The sequence below is a fragment of the Cutibacterium acnes genome (assembly GCF_003030305.1).
Taxonomy (GTDB): Bacteria; Actinomycetota; Actinomycetes; order Propionibacteriales; family Propionibacteriaceae; genus Cutibacterium; species Cutibacterium acnes.
This window is the reverse complement of the sequence record NZ_CP023676.1, coordinates 482688-508073: the sequence shown is the minus strand read 5'-3', so window position 1 is coordinate 508073 and position 25386 is coordinate 482688. Positions and strand designations below refer to the sequence as shown.

Here is a 25386-nt window from a genome sequence, read left to right as displayed (position 1 = left end):
CGAACTTCCGTAGCACCGCAGTACGGCGGTGAGGGGTGTACGGCCACAACCACACACCCCTTCAGCACACCAGACGAGCTCAGGAGTAGCGCTCTTCCATGTACGTTTCGATCTGCTCCAAGGACTTATTTCGGGTCTCAGGCATGATCTTGAAGAGGACTACTGCGATGACGAGATTCATCATGCCGTAGATGGTGTACGTCAACCCACCTCCCAGACTTGCCATCATGGACGGGAAGGTGAAGGTGATGACAGCGTTAATAACCCACATGAAGAAGATGGCCGTGCCATTCATGATGCCGCGGACGTTTGCCGGGAACATCTCACCGAGCATGGTCCACACCACCGTGCCATTGGTAGATTGCACGATAAGCATAAACACCGCCATAAGACCAAGGATGAGGTACGGTGCCCACGTCGGCGGCGTGGTCTTGTCAGCAATGTGCGGGGCGATTGTGAACTGGAAGGTTCCCGCAATGACAAGCAAAGTAATGCCCACGGCGGAGACGTCGAAAATGAGTAAACTACGCCGGCTGAACTTGAGGATAAGCCACAAACCACCAACAGAACCAATGACGGACATGACACCATTGGCCACCTGCGCGGTGATCGAGGCAGAGGTCGTCATACCGGCATACTCCAGTACTTTCGGCGCGTAATACATCACGGTATTAACGCCTGTCGTCTGGTTGACGATTGCAAGGAAGATACCTACTAGCATGAGTTTGCGTAGCCACGGCGTTCGCCACACATGGGCAAAGGCGTTGCCCTGATACTTGTTCTCCAACTCGCGCTGCTGGGTGACAAGCATCTCCTCGACCTCAGCATCCAGAGGACCATCCTTCTGGGGATCGCGCACTCGTTTGAGAGCTCCGACAGCATCAGCCACCCGACCTTTGGCCAAGTACCAACGAGCCGACTCAGGCATGAGGCGAATACCTATCCACAGCGCGATGGCCGGGATTGAGCACAGCACCAGCATCCACCGCCAGGCCGCACCGTTACCAGACTGGATGACGAGATTCTCCACGAACGCGCGGTACTGGTCCCCCTCCAGCGGCCCGCCCTTCGAAGCCTGGAGAGCCAGAATCTGGTCCCACGAATAGGTGCCCTTGGTGATCCCGAGGCTGTCCGGATTGTTGTTGGCCTTGATGATCAACTGCGGACCGCCATGAGCGGCGTTAATGATGGCGTTCATGGAGAACGCCAACAGCTGACCGGTGACGATCATGAGTTGGTCGATAGCCACGATCGACCCCCTGATGCGCTTTGGCGCGTTTTCAGCAAGGTACACCGGAACAGTGGCTGACGCTGCGCCGACAGCGAATCCCAGCACGAAGCGGAAGACGTACATCACGAACACGTTCGGCGAGAACGTCGTGCCTAGGGCCCCCAGCAAGAAGATGACCGCGAGTATCGTGATGTTATGGCGCCGCCCCCACCGATCGGACATGATGCCGCCGGTCACGGCGCCAATTGCAGCGCCGATGAGGAGTGTGCCGCCGATGGCGCCCTCCTGCATCGGTGTTAAGGCGAGACCGCCAGCCAGGTGGGGCATGTACAGGTAGGGAGGCGCCCCCGATATGACACCTGTGTCATATCCAAAGAGTAGGGATCCCAGGGTCGCCACGGCAGCAAGCGCCCCGATGCCCCGGTGTTTGCCGGACGGCGGAGTCTCATCAACCATCCGGCTGATGTCTTCTCTAATGCGTGGAGGTGTACTCATGTCACCCTTTCAAGTCAGGGGCAGCTCCCGCCCCAGTCCATCCGGCGGAAGTTCCCACCGGCGACCTGGTTGTGCCGCCAGGCCTGGTCACAGACACGCGATGACGCGGTCACTTATCGAACGTGGTTCTCCCCGAAACCGGCTTCACGTCATGCCAGGCATGGTCCCCACAGGAGGCAACGATCGCGTCATTGACCTCCGCTGAGGCCCAACCATCGGCGACAGATGGGCCATATTGCTGCCCATCCAAGACCCCTCGGACGAATTTCGCAGCCTCAACGACCTTCATGTCGTCGAAGCCCATGGATGTTCCGGCTCCCGGTTGGAAACGCATGAACTCCGGGAAGTCTGGTCCGGCCATGCAGTTGACATATCCCTGCAGGGCACGATTGTTTCGCCCCAGACAGACCTGCAAATGGTTGAGATCCTCGAAGTTCCACCGGATTGATCCGTCGGTTCCATAGATCTCGACGATGTACTCCGCGCGCGGCCCAACACTGACCCGACTGGACTCCAGGGTGCACATCACTCCGTTTTCCATACGGGCGATGACAGCGCAATAATCCTCGTTGCCCACCGGCCCGAGCTCGTCCGAGACGACCCAACCTGTGTGGCCGATGCCCTCCTTGAGTGGCTTGGGACGCTGACGGATGAACGTCTCGGACACAGCGGACACCTCAGTGAATCTCCCTTTGAGTAGATACTGGACGAGATCCTCTCCGTGACCCATGAGATCGAGGATGACGCCGGCACCGGCCCGCTCCCTGTCATAACGCCACGTCAGTGGCCCGTGCGGATCAGACGCGTAGTCCGCGATGAGCCATGCCCTGGCATTGGTCACCGTCCCCAGGCGACCATCAGCTATCAGCTGGCGTGCGAACTCGATAGAGGGAGTGTGCCGATAGTTGAATCCCACCGAGGTAACGAGCCCCTTGGCCTCTGCTGCTTCAGCGATTTGGCGGGACTGCTTCGCGTTAGTCCCCATCGGCTTCTCAATCCAGAACGGCTTTCCCACCTCCGCAGCGGCAAGAGCGATATCGCGATGCAGGAAATTTGGCGCGCAGATGGAGACGACATCTACTTCGGGATTGCCGATGAGATCGTGGTAGTCCTCAACCGCAGTGCAGAATCCCAGCCGGTCCACTGCTTGCCTTCGGTTTTCCGCTACCACATCGCAACACGAAACCAGTCGGATATTTACGTCAATCTCTGGAAACTTTTCGGCAAGTGCTTTGTACGCACGAGTGTGCAGCCTCCCCATCCATCCCAGCGAAACCACGCCGACACCAATGGTTCGTCTCTTCTCCATCACTACCCCCATGAATCGCGCCAGCTCCCATAGCCGACGGACCTACGCACAACCCTGTGCATTTGTCCTGTCAAAAAGATAGCACACCGAGTGCCCTTGTCCACCCTCTTAGCCGGGCACCCTTCCAGCTAGGACACCAACCGTCATAGTCAATCATCGGCCGGCATCACCGGTCCCCGGGGGCCGTCCGAGGGAAACCACCACGTCGCATCTGGCATGGATCAAGCCACGAACTCGCGATTGAGACGAGCAAGCATCGACTTGTTTATCTCATCGGCTCTCTCGTGCCAACCAAAGACACACACCGACATAACACCATCAAAACCGACGTCACGTAGGGCTTCGAACACGTCGTCAAAGGGCACATCACCGAGACCGATTTCATTGTGTTGATGCACTCGCACATCGGCACCTGGTGGATTAATGATGTACCTATTCCCGTCGTGTGCAGCATGGTTAAACGCATCTGCGACGTGAACCTCCCGCAACCGGTCGGCGCAGCCGTGAATCATACGGCGGACATCACCGGCCCCGTTCGACAGATGGAAAGTGTGCGGGCAGCAGTACTCGTAACCTATCCAGTCGAGATTAGTCCCACGAACGGTCCGACAGGCGTCGTCATGGAGTTCGATGAAGTCATATGGGTGCGCTTCCATGTTGAGCCTGATTCCGTACCTCTCGAAACTGGGGGCAAGCTCCTCGATGGAGCGATACCACGCGACCTCGCATTCCCTGGGACTATTGGGATCACCCGAGAACTCGGAGGTGATCTCATGCACATCTAACTGGTCGGCCAGCTCCAACAGACGTCGCCAGTTGCGCATCTGGTTGCGTCGCTCGGCCTCATCGGGGCTCGACCAGTTAAACACCGGATTCAGTGTCCGTATGGTAACCCCCGTTTCTCTGACTGCCTTGCGCATCTCGGTAACAAAGGCGTCATCAGCTTTGGGATACCGATGCCAAAAGTGAAACTCCTCATTCGGAGACAACTCCACGTATCGGAAGCCCAGATCTGCCGCTTTGCGTAACGTGTCCGCCGTCGACATCGAGCAGTAGTACATATTAGGGTCTAGAGCAATATCCACCATGATCATCATCCTGTCGGTAAGGTGCGGTAACGGTCTACCGTTTCACCAGAACACCGCGACCGCAGACGTTCTCATACGGCCTGTTCTGCGGCCAAGAGGTTTCGAGCTGAAACAGCGATACCATCAAGCTGCGCCAGAGATTGGTCCTCGTGCTCGATATTGATGTTCATCCCTGGGTTTACGTCTCGGATAGCACGAAGGAAATTGGTCCACCACGTGACATCGTGGCCATTGCCGATTGCCACGAATCTCCATGCCGGATCAGAAGGCCACGAGGAGCAGTAGTGCTCCATTCCTGTCTGAACGCGAACGTCCGGATCATCTGGTACCGGACCAAAACTCGAGTCAAGCACCCCCCTAGTTGCTATCCCGGGCAAGATGACGGTGTCCTTGGCATGGACATGGAAGATATGGTCGCCCAATAGCTCGATAGCGGCGATGATATCCATGCCCTGCCACATCAGGTGTGATGGGTCCATATTGACGCCAATGTTCCTCGCGTCAATACGCTCGGCAAACTCCAGGAAGTTCACCGGCGTGAAAACAAGGTTGTGAGGATGGAGCTCTAAGGCGAGTTTGGCCCCAGCATCTTGGGCGCGCAGGTCCATCTCGCGCCAGAACGGGTCGACAACACTTTTCTGATACTCGAGCACTTCAAGTTCGACACCATTCCACGGATTAACTACCCACGATGGATACTTAGCATGGCGATCTGATCCTGGCGTGCCTGACATACAGACGAGATCCGTGATACCCAGCTTTCCAGCCAACTCGATCGCCCGTCGCAAGTCGTATGCGTGCCGCGGACCGACATCAGGCAACGGACTGAGCGGATTGCCAGACGTGTTCAGGCCCGCCAGCCGCATTTCTTTATCCTCGAATATACCCATGTAGTCCTCGCGGGCGGTCTGGGAGGTCATGAGCGTATCGACTGGACAATGAGGCGAGGGAATGAATCCGCCGACATTGACCTCAGCGCCGGTCAATCCGTTGGTTTTAAGGATGTCAAGCGCCTCGGCGAGATCGTAGTTATGGAGACAGGCGGTGTAGGCCCCGATATTCATGGACATGTCGGACTCCTAGTTTCTGTAACGGATATGTGATCACGGTGGTGTCAGGTGAGATCAATGGTTTTCCCACCGGCCGCCGCAGATCGAGCGACGGCATCGGCGATACACATTGTTCGGTACCCGTGCGCGAAGGACGGCACCAGAGGAAACCCTTCGTCCAACCCCAAGACCTGGTCGAGGAAAGCCCTCGCTTGATAGGTAAATTGTTCGATCTGAGTGCTGCCAACACCAGCAAAATCCATGGATGATCCACCCTTGTAATAGGGGAAAGTTGGATTGGACAATACTTGACGAGGCCCGCTGAATCCTTCTGGGGTTGATGTGTCGTCCACAATGATCTCACCGGAGCGGGCCAGATCGAATGAGGCCCGCCCCTGGGTACCGAAGACGTCGAACTCCATCGAATTGGGCAGGCCAAATGCAACACGGGAAACGACAATCGTACCAATGGCCCCGGACTCGAAGGTCATATTGAATACTGCAATGTCGTCATTTTCCACGGTTTCGATGGCCTGCGCCGACACCGTCATCCCACGTCCTCCTGCAACTCCCTCCAGCGCGGGCGGACGCTTATCGATAATCGTGGCAAAAGCCCCACCACGGACGCTTCGTATCGGACCACAGACGAACTCGGCCACATCGATGATGTGCGAACCAAGGTCCCCCAGGGCGCCCGAGCCCTGAGGGCCTCGATAGCGCCATGCCATCGGCACGGTGGGATCGACGCCGTACCCACACCAATACCGCCCAGAAAACGTCGTAACATCACCTAGACGGCCTTGTCGCACCAGTTCGGCTATTGCAGCGACTGAGGGGTGGCGTCGGTAACTGAAGCCGACGCCGGTGACGACCTGGGAATTAGCTTCCAGCTCAGCCATCGCCCTGGCATTCTCCAAGCTGTCAGACAGTGGCTTCTCACACAGGACATGTTTGCCAGCCCGGACCAGGTCCTCGGCGACCTGACGATGCAGTGCGTTCGACACGACGACCGACACGACGTCTATATCGTCAGCGTCCACGATGTCATGCCAGTCAGTTACTGCTCTTTCGTAGCCATAACTGTCGCGGGCACTACGGGCGAAGGGCTCGTAAGAGTCACAGATGGCAGCGAGCCGTATAGGGGGTATCCCCTCGGATCCGAACACGGTCCCGACCTGGCGCCAGGCGTTGGCGTGCGTTCGACCAGCCATACCGGCTCCGATGACGGCCACCGACAAGGGATGCCGCTGCGACGTGGCTGGTTGTGATAATGCCGACATGTGCTCTCCTCGACGACGATGTCAGTAGGTTTCACAGCATGATTTAACGCGCGTTAAATCCTGGTTCCAGGATCTCATGGGCAGTTTGTCCTGTCAAGGAATATGCGGAGCTGCATCATTGCAGGCCCACCGGTCATCAGCGCTTCGAGGAGGATCTGACGACCAGGCGAGGCTCAACGGTGTGATCGAGACCTCGGACCGCACCTGCCACCATGTCGAGCGCGACGTCTACTAACGCGCCGGGTTGCTGGTTCACCGACGTCAGATCAAACTCCGGGCGCGAGGCCAGATGAGTGTCGTCGAAACCCACAACGGGAATCCACCGCCGAGACTCCAGCCCCACGGAGCGCAGTACCGACAGGGCATCGAGCGCGACGACATCATTGTGCGCCACGACACCGACATCGGTCTGCGCGTCGTCAATGAAGCGCGCCAGAATGGGAGCGACCGCCTCACCTCGTTCCACTATTGCGGGTACACACTCGATTCCAGCAGACTGACATGCTGCAATAAGGGCTGCGCGTCGCCGTAGCACCCACACCATCCCCGATCCGCATTCCTCAGCCAGAGAGACAACGCGACGCACTCCCTGTGAGCCCAGGTGCTCAACGATGAGTTGTGCCGCGGTGTCCTCGTCGACGTGGACACAGGGGACGACGCCAGATTGGTTCTCGGCTCCCAGCAGAACCAGGGGTGATGTGGGGCCGCTGAGTGCGGCAAGCGACTCGAGGTCCCCCACTGGCGAAACGACAATGACTCCAACAGCTCGGAACTCGCGAAACCGGCGCAGCACCGCCTCTTCATGGCGAGTGTCGTCCGAGGCGGTGCCCACGAGCGGTAACCACCCAACACGCTCCGCCGCGACGGAAAGATACGAGACGACCGTCTCGAAAAAGGGATTACGCAAGTTGGGAAGGATTATTCCCAATACCGGAGAGCTCCCTGTCGCCAAGCTGGCGGCTGACAGATCCCGGCTGTAACCAAGCCTATCGGCTGCGTCTTGGAGGCGCCGACGAGTGGCTGACGAGACTCCGGGGCGTCCCGCCAGGGCCAGGGATACCAGACCACGAGAGACCCCAGCCATGCGTGCAACATCGGTCTGAGTTGGGTTGCGCATCGACGTGCCCCTTCCCGTCGGCATGGTGACATCGGCACAAGGGTAACGAGGCGGCCAGGAACAGGTCCTGACCGCCTCGATCTACATACGCCGTGTCACTCCTCGCGCTGGAACGACATCGTCGCGGCGTAGGTCTTCTCCGTTGGCCAGCGCTCGGTGATTGCCTTAGCACGGGTGTAGAAGGTAACGCCTTCTGGACCCGTGAATGTGGGTATCGCCCAGCAGCGACTCCTTCCAGCCACCGAACGAATAGAACGCGACCGGGGTCGGAATCGGCACGTTGACACCAACCATGCCCGCCTCCACATCAAGGGTGAAGCGACGGGCCACACCGCCATCGTTGGTAAATATGGCAGAACCGTTACCAAATGGCTGAGCGTTGACGATCTTCAGCGCCTCCTCGTAGGTGTCGGCATGCACGATGGCGAGTACCGGACCAAAAACCTCCTCGGTGTAGACCGGGGCATCCAGGGGCACGTCGTCAAGGACTGTCGGGCCGAGAAAGTGCCCGTTCTCGTAGCCCGGGACTGTAAGGCCGCGCCCGTCAAGGACGACCTTCGAACCACGCTTCTCCGCATCATCGATGAGGCCGACGATACGATCTTTGGCCTTGGCGGAGATGACGGGTCCCATCTCGACACCCTCGCCCATGCCCTCTCCGACCTTGATGGCCTCGGCATGCTTCTTAACTTTCTCGGCTACTTGCGGACCGCAGCCCCCGACGGCGACGACCACAGGAAGGGCCATGCAACGCTCACCAGCAGCTCCGAAAGCGGATGCGGAGATGTGCTGGGCAGCAAAGTCCAGATCGCTGTCGGGCATGACAATGGCGTGGTTGTTCGCACCGCCGAGGGCCTGGACGCGCTTGCCATGGCTTACGCCGGTGTCTTGGACAATGTGAGCCACTGGCGTCGAACCAACAAACGAAATAGCGTCGATACCCGGGTGAACCAGGATGTCCTGAACACTGCGGCGGTCCCCCGAAAGCACGTTAAAGACGCCGTCGGGAAGCCCGGCCTCTTTGTAGAGCTCCGCGGTGAGGAGCGAAGCGGACGGCGTAGGCGATGCTGGCTTAAGAATGAAGGCATTTCCAGTAGCAACGGCCAGCGGGTGCATCCACATCGGGACCATGGCTGGGAAGTTGAACGGGCAGATACCCGCGACGACACCGACCGGCTGACGGGTGGTGTGGATGTCGACTCCGGTGGACACGTCATGAGAGTATTCGCCTTTAAGGGCAACGTTGATCGCTGTCGCGAAGTCAAAGGTCTCCCGACCACGCTGGATTTCGCCAATCGCGTCGGAGTAGTTCTTGCCGTGCTCCTCGACAATGAGCCGCGCCATCTCGTCCTGGTGGTCTAGCACGAGCTGGCGCATCTTGAACATGATCGCCACTCGTTTTGACAGCGAGTAGTTTGCCCACTCTTTCTGCGCATCACGGGCCACCTCTACGGTGTGGTCCAAATCTTCCTTGGACGCCTGCAACAGCTCTGCAGTTACCTCACCGGTTGCGGGGTTCTCAACGGGAATCACTCCCAGCGGAGATCCCTCGTAGTACTCACCACCGACCCATTGTCTAATGGTCTTCATGCTCGAGAACTCCTTCGTTGTCGATGGACGTCGGGGGCGACCAGCTCCGTGGCCAACGCAGCTCATAATAGCCTATTTGACGTAATTTGTACTAACAAATAGAAATCCCGGTTCCAGACCGCAGACCCACCCCGTCTATCCAAGCGCTCGCAACGCCGCCAGAACATCTCGGTGCCCACCAACATGCCGCTAATGAAGTAACACCACCCCCGCAACCGTTGTGTAGATTCCCTGGCAATTGTGCTAACATGTTTGTCGTTGGGGCAGTTCCCAACCGTTCGAGGAATCTTGAGCGCGCACACGGCCGTGCCGAGCACGGCCGTACGGTCATGTTTCGGCATCCGAAAGGGAGTTGAGACATCACACATGTCCTTGAGCTACGTTGACTCTGGAATCATTCTGCGTACCCCTGCCGGTATGGGGTCGGTTATGCACAGTCAGGCAGTCACACTGCTTCGCTTCGTCCCGGCAGCACTGGTTCTGTTCGCCCTAGCTATTGCCGGCGTCATCAACCAAGCTCCGATCCTTACGATCGTCTCCGGTCTCATGACCGTCGCCCTGACGATCACGTTGAGCATGGTGCACTTCTTCGACAACGCCTGAGCACTCAGCTCCGCATCACGACGATCACGCCCCACGGGAACAACAAGATAACCGGACTCACGAGGGGATCCAGCCAAAACTGGATCTCCTCGTACCGTCACTACGACACGTCGCCTAATCCCCAACCGGGAATCGGGGATGCGGTCAGAAAAACCTGCGCTGTGCGGCAACCTGTCCGGTGTACTCGGCATAGGCTTTCTGCGTCGACTTCAGGCGCGATTGCGACGTGACCGGTACATCCCACCATCCCGATGCAGGTGGGTTGGGCCCGTGCAGGTCAGTCTCAATATGGATCATCGTGGCATGATCAGACGCCTCGGCCTTGCGGTAAGCCTCCCTGAACTCCTTGATGGTACGAACCTCGAGGACATCAATACCCCACGACCGCGCGTTAGCGGCAATGTCAAGGGGTAGCAGGGCGTCGTCCCCGACCACATGACCTTGACCGTCATCGTGCTGGCGGTACTTCGTCCCGAACCGCTGAGAACCGTGAGACTCCGACAGCGCCCCGATGGAGGCAAATCCGTAGTTCTGAAGCAATACGAGAATGACCTTCGCACCCTCCTGGACGATCGTTGCCAACTCCATCGGCAGCATTTGGTAGGTGCCATCACCGACAATCGCAACGACCTCGGAATCCGGCAACGCCATCTTCACGCCCAATGACGCCGGAATCTCGTAGCCCATGCACGAGAATGCATACTCCACGTGGTACTGCACGGGAGCGCTGGCACGCCACAGACACTGCAAGTCGCCAGGCATCGAACCGGCAGCATTAATGACCACGTCGTCGTCACCCATGAGCTCGTTGAGCGCTCCAAACACTTCGGTCTGAGCCGGGAGCGGACCGTGCCCCAGGTGGTAGCAACGATCGGTTACCTCTGCCCACGCTTTGGCCTTCGCACTAGCGAGGTCGCTCCATTCTTGAGGAACGCGGTAGCCGTCAAGCTCCTTCGACAGGGCCGTGAGAGCCTCACGCGCATCGGCCACCAACATCTGCGCACCCTGCTTGGCGGCATCAAAGGCCCCCACATTGACGTTGACGAACGTCACGTCCGGATTTTTAAAGGCCGTCTGCGAACCGGTGGTGAAATCGGAGTACCGCGTGCCGATGCCGATGATGAGGTCGGCCTGGGCCGCCAGCGCATTCGCTGAGTCGGAACCAGTCGCACCAACGCCACCAACGGCGCACGGATGATCCCAATTGATTGCACCTTTCCCCGCCTGGGTGTCGGCGACCGGGATGCCGGTAGCAGATGCGAAGTCCCGCAGCTCCTGGCTGGCCTCGGAATAGATCGTGCCTCCACCAGAAATGATGAGTGGACAGCGTGCGGCACGGATGGCTTGCGCTGCACGCACCACAGCGGCCCTATCGGGGAGGCGGCGATCGATGTACCACACCTTCTTGGCGAAGAAAGACACCGGCCAGTCGTACACCTCGGTCTGTACGTCTTCCGGTAGACAGATGACGGCAGCTCCCGTGTCCACAGGATCAGTAAGCACCCGCATCGCACGAGGCAGCGAAACCATGAGCTGTTCGGGACGATTCACTCGATCCCAGAACTTCGAGACCGGACGGAACGCGTCGTTGCACGATACATCGGGGTTGGTGGGGTCCTCCAGCTGCTGAAGGACAGGATCAGGTGCCCGATTGGCGAAGATGTCGGATGGGAAGAGCAACACCGGTACCCGATTGGTGGTGGCGAGAGCCGCACCGGTGACCATGTTGAGCGAACCCGGCCCAATGGACGCGGTGGCAGCTAACGCCTGCAACCGGTTCGTAGCGCGGGCGTAGGCGGAACAGGCGTGAACCATACCTTGCTCGTTCCGGCCCATCCAGTACTCAAGTCGGCCTTCCTCATCGTCGGGGGCCGCCTCATTCTGCAAAAGCGCCTGGCCCAAACCAGTAGCATTTCCATGGCCGAAGATCCCAAAGACTCCGCGTATGAAGCGGCGTTCAACCCCGTCCCGCTCGGTGTACTGATGAGTCAGATAGCGCACGATGGCCTGTCCGACGCTGAGCCTCACAGTCTGCTCAGTCATAATCACTCCTTTGAGTCGTCCACCGCTAGCGGCAGGCGCGGGTCGATATCTTGGTCCTGCCAAGTTTGACGAATCCACCCGTAATGCGGATCGTCGACTGATTTCCACTCAGCGGCGCCTGGCCCCGCCATCACATTGAGGTAGTACAAGTCGTAGCCGGGGGCGGCTGCACACGGCCCATGCCAGCCATGCGGCACCAGAGCTACGTCACCGTTCGAAATCATCTCTGCCACGTGGATGGGACGGTCCGGCGTGCCATAGGTCCCGTGGAATGCCATCCCTGGGCCGTGCTCGTCACCGCGAATCTCGAAATAGTAGATCTCCTCGAGTTCGTGCTCGACCTGCGACTCCTCGTCGTGCTTGTGAGGAGGGTAAGAGGACCAGTTACCCCCCGGGGTGAGAACTTCGCAGGCCAGCAACCTGGAGGTATGCACCGGGTTAGCAACGGCGTAGTTCACCACCTGGCGCGAGCAATTACCCGCCCCACGCAGCTCGACACGCACCTCCGTGGACGGGCAATACCTGGGCTCAAGGTCCTCACTAGCGAGGGCGTTGGGCAGCGCCACCCGTCCGCCACTGACAGCAGTGACGGTGATTGTCCTGTGACGGGGCACGAAGGCATAGTCGGTGACCTCACCCCAGATAGTGCTGCGCCCGGCGAGATCGGCTCGGAACCCATCACCCTGCACTGTGAACGACCCTTCCAGAGGTAGAACGAGGTACTCGTGGTCGTCGGTGGTCAGCTCAAGGGTCTCATCTTTCGTCAAACTCGCAATAGTTAGACCGGAGTACGTCCAGCCAGCGCACTTAGGGTCAACAACAACGTCGCGACAGCCCGAGGCAGTGCTCCCAGATCGAAGAACTAGTTCCGTCATGCTTGTACTCCCAACAATTGAACAGCGTTGTCAATGGCAGTTGCCACGTCCGAGTCCGGCGGATAGAGGACCGATCGTCCCAAGACGAGTCCACGGACATGGCGTGCGGCCAGTGCCGTGGCCCAACGACGCCGGGTCTCCTCAGGATCCGTGCTCACCTCTCCCCCAAGCAGGAGAATGGGCAGCGAGGTGGCTCGTACCACCCGCTCCATATCGTCAACCGCGGGCAATTTGAGCCAGGTCCACGAGGTATCGGCGCCAAGACCCGAAGCCATGACCACCGATTTCACAACCGCGTCAGCGGAAAGATCGTTGACGACCTTGCCATCGTCAGCACGGTAGGAGATGAACGGTTCCACCATGGCAATTCGCCTCGCCCTGGCCAGAGTCGTCACAGCCCCAGCACAGGCCTGTGCCGTGGTAGCCGTACCTGGGTCGGATAGATCGAACCTCAGCAGCATCTTGCCACCGGTCAGATCCTCGTCAAGGATTCCTTGCACGTCGTAGCCCGTCATTCGGTCGTCGAGCTCGAAGGAAGCTCCAGCGAACCCTCCTCGGTTCATCGAACCGAATACAACCTTGCCATCTAGAGCGTCGAGGTTCGCCAGGTCGGCAACCATGTCGGCAGTTCCCAGAAACCCATTGACCCCGGGACGTCCTAATGCGGTCACGCAGCGCTCGAGGAGGTGTTCCCGGTCAGCCATGGCATCGGCACGACCTCCCGCTGCGAGTGCACCGCGAGCAGGATGATCAGCCGCGACGACCATCAGCGGTTCAGTGGGGCTCCACGTCGCTCGGGGACGCTGCCGGACGCGATCGGCAAAACGCACCGGATCGGCAAGTCGCCGATCTAACAGCTTGTCAATAAGCGGGGTGCGCGTCATGACAGATGCTCCTCTTTGATGGCAATGTCCGGATGTTTCGCCATCATCGCGAACAGTTCCGGTTCCGAGGGCATCGCGGTGGAACACTCCAACCGCGTCGTGACGAGGGCTCCTGCGGCCGACGCTGCTTGAATCGTCTCGGCGAGGCTCCATCCCTCTAGCAACCCGTGACATAGGCTGCCGCCGAAGGAATCTCCGGCTCCGAGGCCATTGGTAACGTCGATTGGGGTGGGGGCGACCTCCACGCGCTCCTCACGGGTCATGGCCAAGGTACCTTTGGGCCCCTGCTTGACGACGGCAAGCTGAACGCCTGCATCAAGCAGTGCGTGAGCAGCTCGGTCGGGGTCGGACTCCCCGACCGCCATCTCACACTCCTCGCGATTTCCGATCGCCACCGTCACGTGCGGCAACACCGCTGAGACTGCTTCATGAGCCTTCGCCGCGGACTGCCAGAACATCGAACGGTAGTCGAGGTCGAGGACGGTGTGTTCTGCCTTACCGCGCACCTCAAGGGCTCGGCAATGTGCGTCGTAGGAAGGCTGTTGACACAAGCCAGTCACCGAAAGCCACAGGATTTGCGCATTCCTCACAGCATCCTCAGGCACGTCGTCCGGAGTGATCCTCAGATCTGGAGCGGTAGGACGCCGGTAGAAGTAGAGCGGGAAGTCGTCGGGAGGAAAGATCTCGCAAAACGTCACCGGAGTGGGCAATTCGGAATTGACGAGCACGTAGTTGTCATAGACACCGAGTCTGGCCATCTCGCGGCGACAGAACCGCCCGAAGGGATCATCGCCTACTGCCGTGACGACTGCGGCAGAATGACGCAGCCTGGCAGCCGCGACGGCCACATTGGTCGGACTACCGCCAAGGAACTTTCCGAACGACGTGACATCCTCAAGCCCCACCCCGTACTGCAGCGGATAGATGTCTACACCGATTCGTCCCATCGTGAGCACATCAAGGTCACGGCGGCGGCTGGATACCATGACGACTCCACTTCATCGAGGATGTCTAACGCCTCAGATACTACCAACCAAGAGACATATGTCAATACAATTGATAATGTTGCCAGCCACCCTACTCCGAATACAGAAATCGCCGCCCGCTTATATCCTGACGCAGCCCGTACGATCGGTCCGCCCCTTGCACTGCCCACCAATAGACTGTGCGTCAGTACATACCCACAAATGAGGAACGACAGTGGAGAACGAGCCCTACATCGCTGACATCACCATCGACCGATCGCGCCCAGAACCACTCCACACCCAGATCGCCGAACCCCTGGCGCAACTCATCGAATCCGGCGAGCTTCCTCCCGGAACGCGCATCGAAGACGAAATGTCCATGGCGGCACGCCTGCATGTATCGCGTCCCACCGCGCGGCGAGCTTTTGAAACCCTGACCCAACGTGGACTCGTCATCCGCCGACGCGGCATCGGCACCCAGGTGACCCCCACCCGAGTGCACCGCTCCATGAACCTCACGAGTCTTTATGACGACCTCCAGGCATCTGGCCAAAGGCCGCGCACCAGCGTGCTCGACTGGACAGTGGAAACCGCCCCGCCAGCAGTAGCCGCAGCGCTTGGCCTGCCCAGCAACTCCGAAGTGGCCCATTTCCGCCGACTACGAATGTCCCAGGACGAACCGCTGGCCATCATGACGAACTGGGTACCCGTGGACCTCGCGCCCAGTGCAGAAGAGCTGAGAACCACTGGTTTCTACGACTATCTGCGCAGCAGGGATGTCGTCGTCGCGGTAGGCCATCAGCGATTCAGCGCCCGTCTCGCCCTCCCTGACGAGGCACGCCTGCTCAACGAACCACCCGGCGCCGCCCTACTCACGATGCAACGCACGGCATGTGACGAGTCCAACCGCGTCATCGAGTTTGGACAGCACGTGTACCGCGCCTCCATTTATGCCTATGAGAACACGGTGTACGCCTGACGCCGCGGCGAGATTATTTGACAGGACAAACTTTGCGGTGTTGGCTAGATCTTGTACCGGCGGCGACGACGAGCCGGTGAACACCTCGCACAGGAGTTGCCATGAAGATCAACTACACCCCAGGTCCGCTCCTTGACGCGTCCCGCACGACCCCGACGGCGCTGTGGAATGACTCGGCCGATCTAGACGAACTTCGTCAGTCCATTGCATTCGGCGGCGTCGGTGCCACGTGCAACCCGGTTATCGGTTACACGACCATCAAGAAGCATCCAGACATCTGGGAAGACCGTATTCGCGCTATCGCCGAGAACAATCCCACGTGGGGAGAGTCCCAAATCGGATGGCAGGCCATCAAGGACATGTCAGTCGAAGCCGCAAAGCTCCTCGAGCCGATCTTCGTCGAGCACAAGGGCCGAAACGGTCGTCTCTCCATCCAGACCGATCCGCGGCTGCATCGCGACGCCAAGGCTCTGGCAGACCAGGCCGAAGAGTTCAGTAATCTTGCGCCAAACATCATCGTCAAGATCCCCTGCACCTCTGTGGGCATAGAGGCGATCGAGGAGGCCACCTACCGTGGCGTTTCGGTCAACGTGACGGTGTCCTTCACCGTATCTCAGGCAGTGAAATCGGCTGAGGCCATCGAGCGAGGGCTGCAGCGTCGTGTAGCCGAAGGCAAGCCCATTGACGAAATGGGACCTGTAGTGACAATTATGGCCGGTCGCCTTGACGACTGGCTCAAAATCGTGGCCGAGCGCGACCGCCTCTTTATCGACCCCGGACACCTGGAGTGGGCCGGCATTGCCGCGATCAAGCGCGCCAACCAGATCTTCGTCGAGCGCGGATTCCACTCCCGGGTGCTGTGCGCCGCATTCCGCAACGTCTTGCAGTGGTCCGAACTTATCGGTGGCGACCTCGTGGTCTCCCCGCCGTTCAAGTGGCAAAAGCGCATTAACGACTCTGACTACCACGTTGTCCCACGCATAGATGAACCGGTTGCTGCCGAGCATCTCGATGCTCTCAAGAAGATCCCGGAGTTCATGCGCGCCTACGATCCTGATGGAATGACGATCAAGGAGTTCGACACGTTTGGTGCCACCCGCAGAACTCTTCGCCAGTTCCTCCAGGCCGATGCCGATCTCGACACCTTGGTGCGTGACATCATCACCCCAGCCATCTGATCCTTCCCGGAGTGAGCTGACTCTCTCATGTACGCATGCGCACCGCACGAACAACTACCACGTTTGTAACAAGACAGCGAGGTGGGGCGGCCACTAGGACCGCCCCACCTCAAATCAGCGAAGGCAATGCACGATCACATCATGCCGCCCATGCCACCCATACCGTCCATATCACCGCCGCCAGCGGGAGCCTTAACAGGCTCGGGCTTGTCAGCGATGACGGCTTCAGTGGTGAGGAACAGGGCCGCGATGGACGCGGCGTTCTGCAGAGCCGAACGGGTCACCTTGGCCGGGTCAATGATGCCGGCCTCTACCATGTCGACATACTCGTCATTGGCCGCGTTGAGGCCCTGTCCTGCGGGCAGACCAGCGACCTTCTCAGCCACGACGCCGCCCTCAAGACCAGCGTTGATAGCGATTTGCTTGAGCGGGGCAGTGCACGCGGCCAGAACGATCTGTGCACCGGTGAGCTCGTCGCCCTCCAGGCCCTCGATTTCAGCGGCCTTGGAGGCCTGCAGCAGGGCGACACCACCACCAGGGATGATGCCTTCCTCAACGGCGGCTTTAGCGTTACGCACGGCGTCCTCAATGCGGTGCTTGCGCTCCTTGAGTTCAACCTCGGTAGCAGCGCCCACCTTGATGACGGCAACGCCGCCAGCGAGCTTGGCGAGGCGCTCCTGCAGCTTCTCGCGGTCGTAGTCGGAGTCGGAGTTCTCGATCTCCTTACGGATCTGAGAAACACGGCCGGCGATCTGCTCGGAATCCCCGGCACCGTCGACAATGGTGGCCTCGTCCTTGGTGACGACAACCTGACGAGCGCGACCCAGCAAGTCCAGGGTCACCGCGTCGAGGGACAGGCCAACTTCTTCGGAGATAACCTGGCCACCAGTCAGGATGGCGATGTCATTGAGCATAGCCTTGCGACGATCGCCAAAGCCTGGAGCCTTGACGGCGACAGACTTGAAGGTTCCGCGGATCTTGTTGACGATGAGGCCAGCCAGGGCCTCACCCTCGACGTCCTCGGCAATGACAAACAGCGGCTTGCCCGACTGCATAACCTTCTCAAGGACCGGCAGGAGATCCTTCAGCGATGAAATCTTGGAGTTGACGATAAGGATATAGGGATCCTCGAGGACAGCCTCCATGCGCTCGGTGTCAGTCACGAAGTAGGGCGAGATGTAGCCCTTGTCGAAACGCATGCCCTCGGTGAGCTCAAGCTCCAGGCCGAAGGTGTTGGACTCCTCGACGGTGATGACGCCTTCCTTACCAACCTTGTCCATGGCCTCGGCGATAATCTCGCCGACGGTGGGGTCGGCGGCCGAGATGGAGGCGGTAGAGGCGATCTGGTCTTTGGTCTCGATGTCGATGGCCATGTCGGACAGACGAGCGCTAACAGCCTGGACGGCGGCCTCGATGCCCTTCTTCAGGCCCATCGGGTTAGCGCCAGCGGTGACATTGCGCAGGCCTTCACGAACCATGGCCTGCGCCAGAACGGTGGCGGTAGTGGTGCCGTCGCCAGCGACGTCGTCAGTCTTCTTGGCGACCTCCTTGACGAGCTCGGCGCCGATTTTCTCATAGGGATCGTCGAGCTCGATCTCCTTGGCGATGGAGACACCGTCGTTGGTAATGGTGGGAGCGCCCCACGACTTTTCGAGAACGACGTTGCGGCCCTTGGGGCCGAGGGTGACCTTGACCGCGTCGGCGAGGGTATTCATGCCCGCCTCGAGCCCGCGGCGGGCCTCGATGTTGAATTCGATGAGCTTTGCCATGTTTAGGGGATTCCTCCGCTCCGGTGGGCCTGGTAGCCCGTGGACGTCAGATTGATGTGGCGGGAGCGACCCCGCATTGTGATTCCCCGTGATGCCCGCGACGGACGATCTGGTGATCTCATCACCGGGAGGACCACTCGTACCGGCGCTCGCAACACCAATCCGGGCGGTAGCACTCTCGCTTGTCGAGTGCCAATGACATGTTTAGCACTCACACCCAGCGAGTGCAAAGAGTTCGTGAGCGGAACATGTCCAGTCGTACTACCAACGATGACGACGGGGCCCGCAACGTCACCCACCCGTTTATGCCGGGATGGCCCCTAAACTGGCACTGTGTCAGATTCCATCACCCCCGAATCCGCAGAGTCCGCCGAGTTGTGCGCCTCGGATCGCGCGATTTTGGATCTTGAGGAGTCCTGGCAAGCCGGGAGTCTGAGCGTTGACAAGGAGACCGCCATTCGCGACAGCCTCGGCCTATCGTCCCCCCGATACCACCTGCGACTCAACGAGCTCATCGACGACGAAAAGGCCGCCCAGTACGCGCCGTCCCTGGTGGGACGACTTCAGCGGGTTCGCAGCCAGCAACGCCGCTCCCGTAGCGCACAACTGCTCAGATGACACCTACGACGTCGGCAACGATGCACATGACGAGAGGCACATTATGAAACGCCTGACCGGAACGGTTCGGACGTACTCCTGGGGCTCCTACGATGCGATCCCAGACATCCTCGGAAAAGAGGCTGACGGAAAGCCGTGGGCCGAATACTGGCTCGGGGCCCATGAGACCTCGCCGTCGACCCTCGATGGCATACCGCTCACCGACTACATCCACGCTCACCCTGACGAACTCGGTGATCGCAGCCGAAAAGTCTTCGGTGCCCGCTTACCCTTTCTCCTCAAAATCCTCTCGGCCTACCACCCGTTAAGTCTGCAAGCTCATCCTGACGCCGCGATGGCACGGGCTGGATTCGCTCGAGAGAACCAGGACGGCATTGGCGTTGACGACCCCCACCGCACCTTCGTCGACGATTGGCCCCAGCCCGAGATTCTCGTCGCCCTCAGCGATTTTGAGGGGTTGTGCGGATTCCGCGATCCGCACGAGACCCGTCAGCTGTTCGATGAGCTAGAGGTCCTCACCCCGACTGACCCGGTGTTGGGATCGCTGACCGAACGTTCCGGTTCGGCCGCCCTTGCCGAAACCTTCCTCAACTGCCTCGCGGGGGACGACGTACGGCGTCAGATCGTCACCGAGGTGGTCTCAGGAGCCGTCAACCACGTAGGAGAGGACACACCCCTGGGAGAGTTCGCTCGCACCGCCGTCGAGCTCGACGAGTATTTTCCCGGGGACCCCTCGATCCTGGCAGCGCTCATGCTCAATCGAGTTCACCTGAAACCGGGCCAGGCGCTGTCTGTACCCCCGGGACTCATGCACTCATACCTATCGGGCACGGGCATTGAGATCATGGCCGATTCCAACAATGTCGTGCGGGGCGGACTCACCAACAAGCACATTGACATCGATTCCCTCATCCAAATCGTCTCGTTCCAGACCCAGGAGCCACGGATCATTGCGGCGGAGGAGGTAGACCCGGGAATGCGCGTATTCCCGGGCATTGACGACCAGTTCCGACTCTGGCAGCTCGACCTCGACACCACCTGCCCCGCCATGATGCCGGCAAGCGAGCTAGCTCGAATACTCCTCATTACGGATGGGTATGCGGTCTGTTCAGGCTCTCATGGAACTGACGAGATCGTACGCGGTCAGGCCGTCTGGATTCCGGCTGGTGAACGGGTACAAATTGACGGAGACTGCGACGGATTTATTGCTGCCGCCGGGCTTTAACCACAGCTGGCTGGTTGCCCGTGTGGGATTCGTGTCGATGCGAGAGGATGGGTTCATGGCACACAAAATGAACGTCGAAAGTTTCAACCTGGACCACACCAAGGTGGCAGCACCATTCGTGCGTGTGGCCGACGTCAAGCACCTACCCGCTGGCGACACCCTCACCAAGTACGACGTGAGGTTCTGCCAGCCCAACAAGGAACATCTGGACATGCCTGCGGTGCACTCCCTGGAGCACTCCTTCGCCGAGTGCGTGCGAAACCATTCCGACGCCGTCATCGACTTCGGGCCGATGGGATGCCAGACCGGGTTCTACCTCATCATGATCGGAGAACCGGATGTCCCAGGCACATGCGAACTTGTCGAGACCACCCTGCGCGACATCCTCAAGCTCGACGCCACCCCCGCTGCTAACGAAGTGCAGTGCGGATGGGGAGCCAACCATTCCATCAAGGCCGCCCAAGAAGCCGCGCACACGATGCTGAACCACCGCGACGAATGGGAACAGGTAATGGCCTGAGGATTCGGCTACCACACCGAGCTCGTCAAGACACACCGCTTGCATCGTCTACCGCCCTCAACTACGAAGATATCGGGTTGTGTTCGCCACAACAGTAGAAACCCAGCATGGGTTTCTTGGCGCGCAGAAAGCACTCAGCGCCCTACCGGGTCAAGGTTGGTTGGGGGCGTGCTTCTGTCGTTCGATGGCCCTATCGAGAATGGGTTCGGTAACAGTGATCATAATCATCACCACAATGCTCGCCCAAAAAGCATAGCTAGTCGGGTGCATGAGAGTGGAATAAAACCACCAAAGCACAAGGAACTCAAGAATCTCTTTAAAGACCCTGTTGACCACAGGATGAGTCAAGGGGGCGACGACCCTCGCCAACACCCCCATGAGCAGGGAAACACCCATCCCCAGTGCAAACAGCACTAATCCGCCCAGGACAACAGTCTCCCATGTCCACGGCGAATCTAGATAGCACTCCTGAAACACCAAGGCGAACAACGCTGGAATCATAATGAAGGGGGCCATAACAAGAATAACAATGACGAGAAAAAAGACAATTGCGCCTAACATCCCCAGCAAATCATCGAATTTCTTAGATACTACCACGTCGAACCTCAGCCTAGGAAGAAAATGATCCAATCTGCAGCCGCCTTGGCAACGTCGTACGGGATCCCGGCTTTACCCAAGGTGAAAATAATAGGAGCCTTTTCTCATATCTCTGTTTGCTCAAGAACATCTGCGATTTTGTTGGCCCAAGGCCTGATTTTGGCTGGTAGTTTGTGCACGGGATGGCGCAGCACAAAAAGGGCGACTCTGCGCCCCCCCATGATGTCCAACTATACGTGGATACTTGGTGAGAATTGGCCACTTCCGCTACTGGAATTCCACCATGCCATCGCACAACTTCACGATCACCAACAGCGATACGACCATCGCCGCCATGGGCCAGATCGTTGCGATCCGACAAGGCCTGCATCGCTGAAGTAACTGTTTGGCCCGTGTTAGATATCGACTCCGCATGTGCAACTACAGTCATCGAGCCAGCAGCGCCACTGAAAAGGGCCGCAACGATAACCGTCGCCACCACAGCCGAGACGGACTTCCTTATCCTCATATCGATGCTCCTTTTGCGGGCTATACTGCGCTTCTTAAAGATAAGCCAAGCATTATTCTACCCCTGTCTAAAGGTTTTATACCCCGAGTTGACGCAGTCTCAGCCCTCTGCCTGGGCAGGGCACGTTGCCTCGCGTAAGAATCTCCGACTAGACATGATCGAGTATGGAGTTGACGCGAGCACCGGAAAACATAATTCTGGCACCATTCATGTCAGCGCTGATTCCGCTGCTGCATGCCAAGGGTGAGATCACGCTCACCGATACCCGGGTCACACTCACACCAAGCCCGGATCATTAGCCAACCACCAGCCGATCCGCGCCCAGCCAGGCTCGTCGTCAGCTCGTCGAAACGATTGACCACACCGCCAGGCAGTGAGCTTGTTCGCCGCACTGAATGTTTACGACGGAACGGTGATCCCCTCGATCCACTGGCACCACCGAGCAGAAGAGCCTAAGAAATTCCTCCAGAAGATCGACAAGACCACCTCCAAGCATGTGGACGTGTACGTAGCATGCGATAATTACGCCACCCACAAACACTCTTCAGTAAAGACGCAACTAGCCAAGCATCCTGATCCCATATGCACTTCACTCCGACATACTCATCGCAGATAAACCAGATCGAGCGACTCATCGCCGACATCACCCGCGGTCTCCTCCAACGCCCCGATCACCACACCGTCCAATCCCTAGAAAGAGATTTCTGCAAACTGGGCCAAAGCATGAACCGAAAACTCCAAGCCCTTTATCTGAGCTAAGACCGTCGAAGACATCCTCGAACCCATCGCCAGATATCTGAAACGTATTCAAGTATCAGGGCACTAGGGACTCGTCGTGGCCACCCTGCGCGACATCCTCAAGCTCAACACCAGCCCCGCCGCTAACGAAGTACAGTGCGGATGGGGAGCCAACCATTCCATCAAGGCCGCCCAAGAAGCCGCCCACACAATGCTGAACCACCGCGACCACTGGAAACAGGTAGTGGCCTGAAAGCCGTGGCCTTCTACCCTCACGAGGGCGTACGCTATGGCTCCCACAGCGATGGAAAGGCCCCACGGTGATTGACTTGACAGACCTCCTGCCTCCAGCCGCCATTCGTCTGGACGCACACGTCAAAGATTGGCGAGAAGCTCTCCAGGCCGTCGGGCATCTGCTGGTGGCCACCGACATCGCTACCCCCAGATACACGCAGGCCATGATCGATAATCTCGAGAAAAATGGTCCTTACATCGTCGTCGCCCCTGGATTTGCACTGGCCCATGCCAGACCGGACTCCTCAGTGCTGCGGACAGGCATGTCGTGGATACGTCTTGACGAACCGGTGGCATTCGGCCATGAGACGAACGATCCTGTAACGCTAGTAGCAGGACTCGCAGCCACAGACGCATCTGCCCACCAAAATGTTCTGGCCGCGTTGGCGAGCGCACTGGCCGATCCAAACAGACGCAACGCCCTCGACACTGCGACGACTCCCCAGGAGGTCGTGTCGATCCTCTCCAACGAGGCCGGACACCGTTCAGCTGAGGCATCGACATCCCAGAATCTCTTGCTCACGGTCTGCGGCAACGGACTAGGCACCAGTCTGTTTCTCAAAAACACCACTGAGCAAGTCCTTGATGCTTGGGCGTGGACCCCTTACCTGTCGGTTGAGGCAACCGACACCATCTCTGCAAGAGGGCGCTGCAGCGAAGCAGACGCCATTTTGACGTCGGGAGCCATTGCTCAAACTCTCGGTGAGCTATCCATTCCCGTCGAAGTCATCGACGATTTCACATCAGTGTCGCAGGTCGATGCTGCGTTACGCCGCATTTACGACGTCTAATCGCTGACCATCAGTCGCCACGCCTACATCATCCCCGGAGACTAACCTCATGAACATCGCCCTGGCCATCGTCCAATTCCTCGTAAACGAGATCCTCAGCGTGCCCGCCTTCCTCATCGGCATCATTACGGCCGTCGGACTGGCAGCTATGCGCAAATCCATCGGCCAGATCGCCGGTGCTGCTATTAAAGCCACCCTCGGTTTCCTCCTCATTGGGGCCGGAGCAGGGCTAGTTGTCAACTCTCTCGGGCCGCTGGGAAAGATGATCGAGGGAGCGCTGGGGGCTCAGGGCGTCGTACCCACCAATGAGGCGATCGCTGGCATCGCCCAACAACAATTTGGATCCCAGGTCGCATGGATCATGCTCGCGGGGTTTCTCATCTCGTTGGTCCTGGCCCGCATCACCCCACTTCACTACGTGTTCCTCACCGGGCATCACATGCTGTTCATGGCGACCCTCATCACCATCGTCATGGCATCGACATCGATGCCCACTTCCATCGTCATCGGGCTTGGCTCATTGCTGCTGGGGGTGCTTATGGTGAGCCTTCCTGCCTTGGCTCACCCCTTCACACGAAAGATCACCGGCGGGGAGGACATCGCCATCGGGCACTTTGGCACCTCGGCCTATATCGCCGCTGCCGCCACCGGCCGCTTGGTCGATCCGCACGGGAAAAGCCAGTCAACCGAGAACATAAAAGTTCCCGAGGGTCTGCGGTTCCTCCGAGACTCCATGGTGGCCACGGCACTATCAATGGTTCTTATGTACGTCGTCGTTGCCATCGTTTTCCTGGCTCGCCGTGGCGAGAAGGCCGCATTCCAGACGTTCTCAAAGCCAGCAACCGGCACTGGAAACTACATCATGGCGTCGGTTACTCAAGGGCTCGAGTTCGGCATCGCGGTGGCCGTCATTCTCTTTGGCGTCCGCACCATCCTCGGTGAGCTCATCCCTGCCTTCCAGGGAATCGCCAGCAAGGTGGTCCCCGGCGCCATCCCAGCACTCGACTGTCCCATCGTCTTTCCCTACGCTCAGAATGCTGTCCTCATCGGATTTATGTCGTCGTTCATCGGAGGGCTGGTCGGGCTAACAATCCTCGCGACCGTGCTCGGGCCGGCATGGGGGCTCGCTCTGATCCTGCCCGGGCTTGTACCCCACTTCTTTACCGGTGGGGCTGCCGGGGTCTACGGAAATGCAACTGGCGGACGACGCGGCGCGGTCGCGGGAGCTTTCGTCAATGGTCTACTCGTGACCTTCCTGCCAGCTTTCCTCCTCAAAGTTCTTGGGCCATTCAGTTCAGCCAATACAACCTTTGGCGATGCCGATTTCGGGTGGTTCGGGATACTCATCGGATACGGGGCCCGAACCGGCACCGTCTCAGGATCCATCATTCTCGCCCTCATCGGTGCCACCATCCTTGGTAGCGCCATCCTGATGCAGCGCCGCGCTGGCGGTTGGGACCCGGCTCCGGCACGAGGATCGTCATCCGACGGTGTGACGGCCGTTGTCACCGCAGAGGAGGTGAGCGATGACCCAGACGAGGCCACGCGAACGGCAACGGCATCCACGATTAGCCACCGCCGCATCGCCCCTCCTGTGGGGGCACCAACACCTCCGTCCCGGGATGAGTTGGGGTTGTAAT

The 25386-nt window shown here is 59.1% G+C and carries 20 protein-coding genes and 3 pseudogenes; 9 read left to right on the top strand and 14 right to left on the bottom strand.

The window, feature by feature from the left end:
* Positions 1-79: 79 nt before the first annotated feature.
* The 7 genes and pseudogenes from CPA42_RS02530 to CPA42_RS02500 form a co-directional block, all read right to left on the bottom strand.
* Positions 80-1687, bottom strand: coding sequence for an MFS transporter (locus CPA42_RS02530; protein ID WP_024513540.1), 1608 nt, complete (start codon positions 1685-1687; stop codon positions 80-82).
* A 148-nt stretch (positions 1688-1835) separates the two neighbouring features.
* Entirely contained in the window at positions 1836-3047 is a 1212-nt protein-coding gene (locus CPA42_RS02525; RefSeq protein ID WP_002516633.1) for a Gfo/Idh/MocA family protein, read from the bottom strand.
* Positions 3048-3256: 209 nt separating this feature from the next.
* Entirely contained in the window at positions 3257-4132 is an 876-nt protein-coding gene (locus tag CPA42_RS02520; protein WP_002518774.1) for a sugar phosphate isomerase/epimerase family protein, read from the bottom strand.
* Between the two features lie 62 nt (positions 4133-4194).
* Positions 4195-5193, bottom strand: coding sequence for a sugar phosphate isomerase/epimerase family protein (locus CPA42_RS02515; protein ID WP_002516687.1), 999 nt, complete (start codon positions 5191-5193; stop codon positions 4195-4197).
* Between the two features lie 44 nt (positions 5194-5237).
* Complete coding sequence (locus CPA42_RS02510; protein ID WP_002516719.1) at positions 5238-6452, bottom strand: Gfo/Idh/MocA family protein; 1215 nt, start codon at positions 6450-6452, stop codon at positions 5238-5240.
* Positions 6453-6588: 136 nt separating this feature from the next.
* Positions 6589-7569 carry a LacI family DNA-binding transcriptional regulator gene (locus CPA42_RS02505; protein ID WP_002516651.1) on the bottom strand — a complete coding sequence of 327 codons (981 nt, stop codon included), beginning with the start codon at positions 7567-7569 and terminating at the stop codon, positions 6589-6591.
* 95 nt (positions 7570-7664) lie between these two features.
* A pseudogene (locus CPA42_RS02500) lies at positions 7665-9159 on the bottom strand (CoA-acylating methylmalonate-semialdehyde dehydrogenase).
* A gap of 366 nt (positions 9160-9525) precedes the next feature.
* Here CPA42_RS02500 and CPA42_RS02495 point away from each other — a divergent pair.
* Complete coding sequence (locus CPA42_RS02495) at positions 9526-9762, top strand: hypothetical protein (RefSeq protein ID WP_002513197.1); 237 nt, start codon at positions 9526-9528, stop codon at positions 9760-9762.
* 144 nt (positions 9763-9906) lie between these two features.
* Here CPA42_RS02495 and iolD read toward each other — a convergent pair whose 3' ends face one another.
* The 4 genes from iolD to iolC are packed head-to-tail and all read right to left on the bottom strand — an operon-like array spanning position 9907 to position 14550.
* Entirely contained in the window at positions 9907-11805 is a 1899-nt protein-coding gene (iolD, locus tag CPA42_RS02490) for a 3D-(3,5/4)-trihydroxycyclohexane-1,2-dione acylhydrolase (decyclizing) (protein WP_002516736.1), read from the bottom strand.
* A gap of 2 nt (positions 11806-11807) precedes the next feature.
* On the bottom strand, positions 11808-12680 hold the full coding sequence (gene iolB, locus CPA42_RS02485) for a 5-deoxy-glucuronate isomerase (RefSeq protein ID WP_002516676.1): 873 nt from the start codon (positions 12678-12680) through the stop codon (positions 11808-11810).
* The gene (locus CPA42_RS02480; RefSeq protein WP_002516666.1) at positions 12677-13564 is read right to left on the bottom strand and encodes a Cgl0159 family (beta/alpha)8-fold protein; all 888 of its coding nucleotides are present in this window, start codon (positions 13562-13564) and stop codon (positions 12677-12679) included. The genes iolB and CPA42_RS02480 overlap by 4 nt, the downstream gene beginning before the upstream one ends.
* Entirely contained in the window at positions 13561-14550 is a 990-nt protein-coding gene (iolC, locus tag CPA42_RS02475; RefSeq protein ID WP_002516658.1) for a 5-dehydro-2-deoxygluconokinase, read from the bottom strand. Before iolC ends, CPA42_RS02480 begins: the two co-directional genes overlap by 4 nt.
* Before the next feature lie 214 nt (positions 14551-14764).
* Here iolC and CPA42_RS02465 point away from each other — a divergent pair, with 214 nt between their 5' ends.
* Positions 14765-15508: a GntR family transcriptional regulator gene (locus CPA42_RS02465; protein ID WP_002516652.1), complete on the top strand. Its 744-nt coding sequence runs from the start codon at positions 14765-14767 to the stop codon at positions 15506-15508.
* 101 nt (positions 15509-15609) lie between these two features.
* A complete protein-coding gene (locus CPA42_RS02460) occupies positions 15610-16686 on the top strand; it encodes a transaldolase family protein (protein WP_002516734.1) in 1077 nt (358 codons plus the stop codon).
* Positions 16687-16820: 134 nt separating this feature from the next.
* On the opposite strand, the gene groL is transcribed toward CPA42_RS02460, so the two are convergent.
* Positions 16821-18455, bottom strand: a complete 1635-nt coding sequence (groL, locus tag CPA42_RS02455; protein ID WP_002516697.1) for a chaperonin GroEL — start codon at positions 18453-18455, stop codon at positions 16821-16823.
* Between the two features lie 333 nt (positions 18456-18788).
* On the opposite strand from groL, the gene CPA42_RS02445 reads away from it, so the two are divergent.
* The 3 genes from CPA42_RS02445 to CPA42_RS02435 are packed head-to-tail and all read left to right on the top strand — an operon-like array spanning position 18789 to position 20818.
* On the top strand, positions 18789-19073 hold the full coding sequence (locus tag CPA42_RS02445; RefSeq protein WP_002516713.1) for a DUF3263 domain-containing protein: 285 nt from the start codon (positions 18789-18791) through the stop codon (positions 19071-19073).
* A 43-nt stretch (positions 19074-19116) separates the two neighbouring features.
* Entirely contained in the window at positions 19117-20298 is a 1182-nt protein-coding gene (gene manA, locus CPA42_RS02440; RefSeq protein WP_002516659.1) for a mannose-6-phosphate isomerase, class I, read from the top strand.
* A gap of 37 nt (positions 20299-20335) precedes the next feature.
* On the top strand, positions 20336-20818 hold the full coding sequence (locus CPA42_RS02435; RefSeq protein WP_002518770.1) for an S-ribosylhomocysteine lyase: 483 nt from the start codon (positions 20336-20338) through the stop codon (positions 20816-20818).
* A gap of 150 nt (positions 20819-20968) precedes the next feature.
* Here CPA42_RS02435 and CPA42_RS02430 read toward each other — a convergent pair whose 3' ends face one another.
* Together CPA42_RS02430 and CPA42_RS13515 are read right to left on the bottom strand one after the other, a co-directional pair.
* Complete coding sequence (locus tag CPA42_RS02430; RefSeq protein ID WP_002525200.1) at positions 20969-21448, bottom strand: hypothetical protein; 480 nt, start codon at positions 21446-21448, stop codon at positions 20969-20971.
* A 71-nt stretch (positions 21449-21519) separates the two neighbouring features.
* A pseudogene (locus CPA42_RS13515) lies at positions 21520-21923 on the bottom strand (hypothetical protein).
* Positions 21924-22752: 829 nt separating this feature from the next.
* Between CPA42_RS13515 and CPA42_RS13510 the strand changes: the two are divergent.
* The 3 genes and pseudogenes from CPA42_RS13510 to CPA42_RS02405 all read left to right on the top strand — a co-directional run.
* A pseudogene (locus tag CPA42_RS13510) lies at positions 22753-22914 on the top strand (S-ribosylhomocysteine lyase); the annotation flags it as partial.
* A gap of 67 nt (positions 22915-22981) precedes the next feature.
* The gene (locus CPA42_RS02410; RefSeq protein ID WP_002516685.1) at positions 22982-23746 is read left to right on the top strand and encodes a PTS sugar transporter subunit IIA; all 765 of its coding nucleotides are present in this window, start codon (positions 22982-22984) and stop codon (positions 23744-23746) included.
* A gap of 49 nt (positions 23747-23795) precedes the next feature.
* Positions 23796-25385, top strand: a complete 1590-nt coding sequence (locus CPA42_RS02405) for a PTS ascorbate transporter subunit IIC (RefSeq protein WP_002516722.1) — start codon at positions 23796-23798, stop codon at positions 25383-25385.
* The last annotated feature ends 1 nt before the right edge of the window (position 25386 follow it).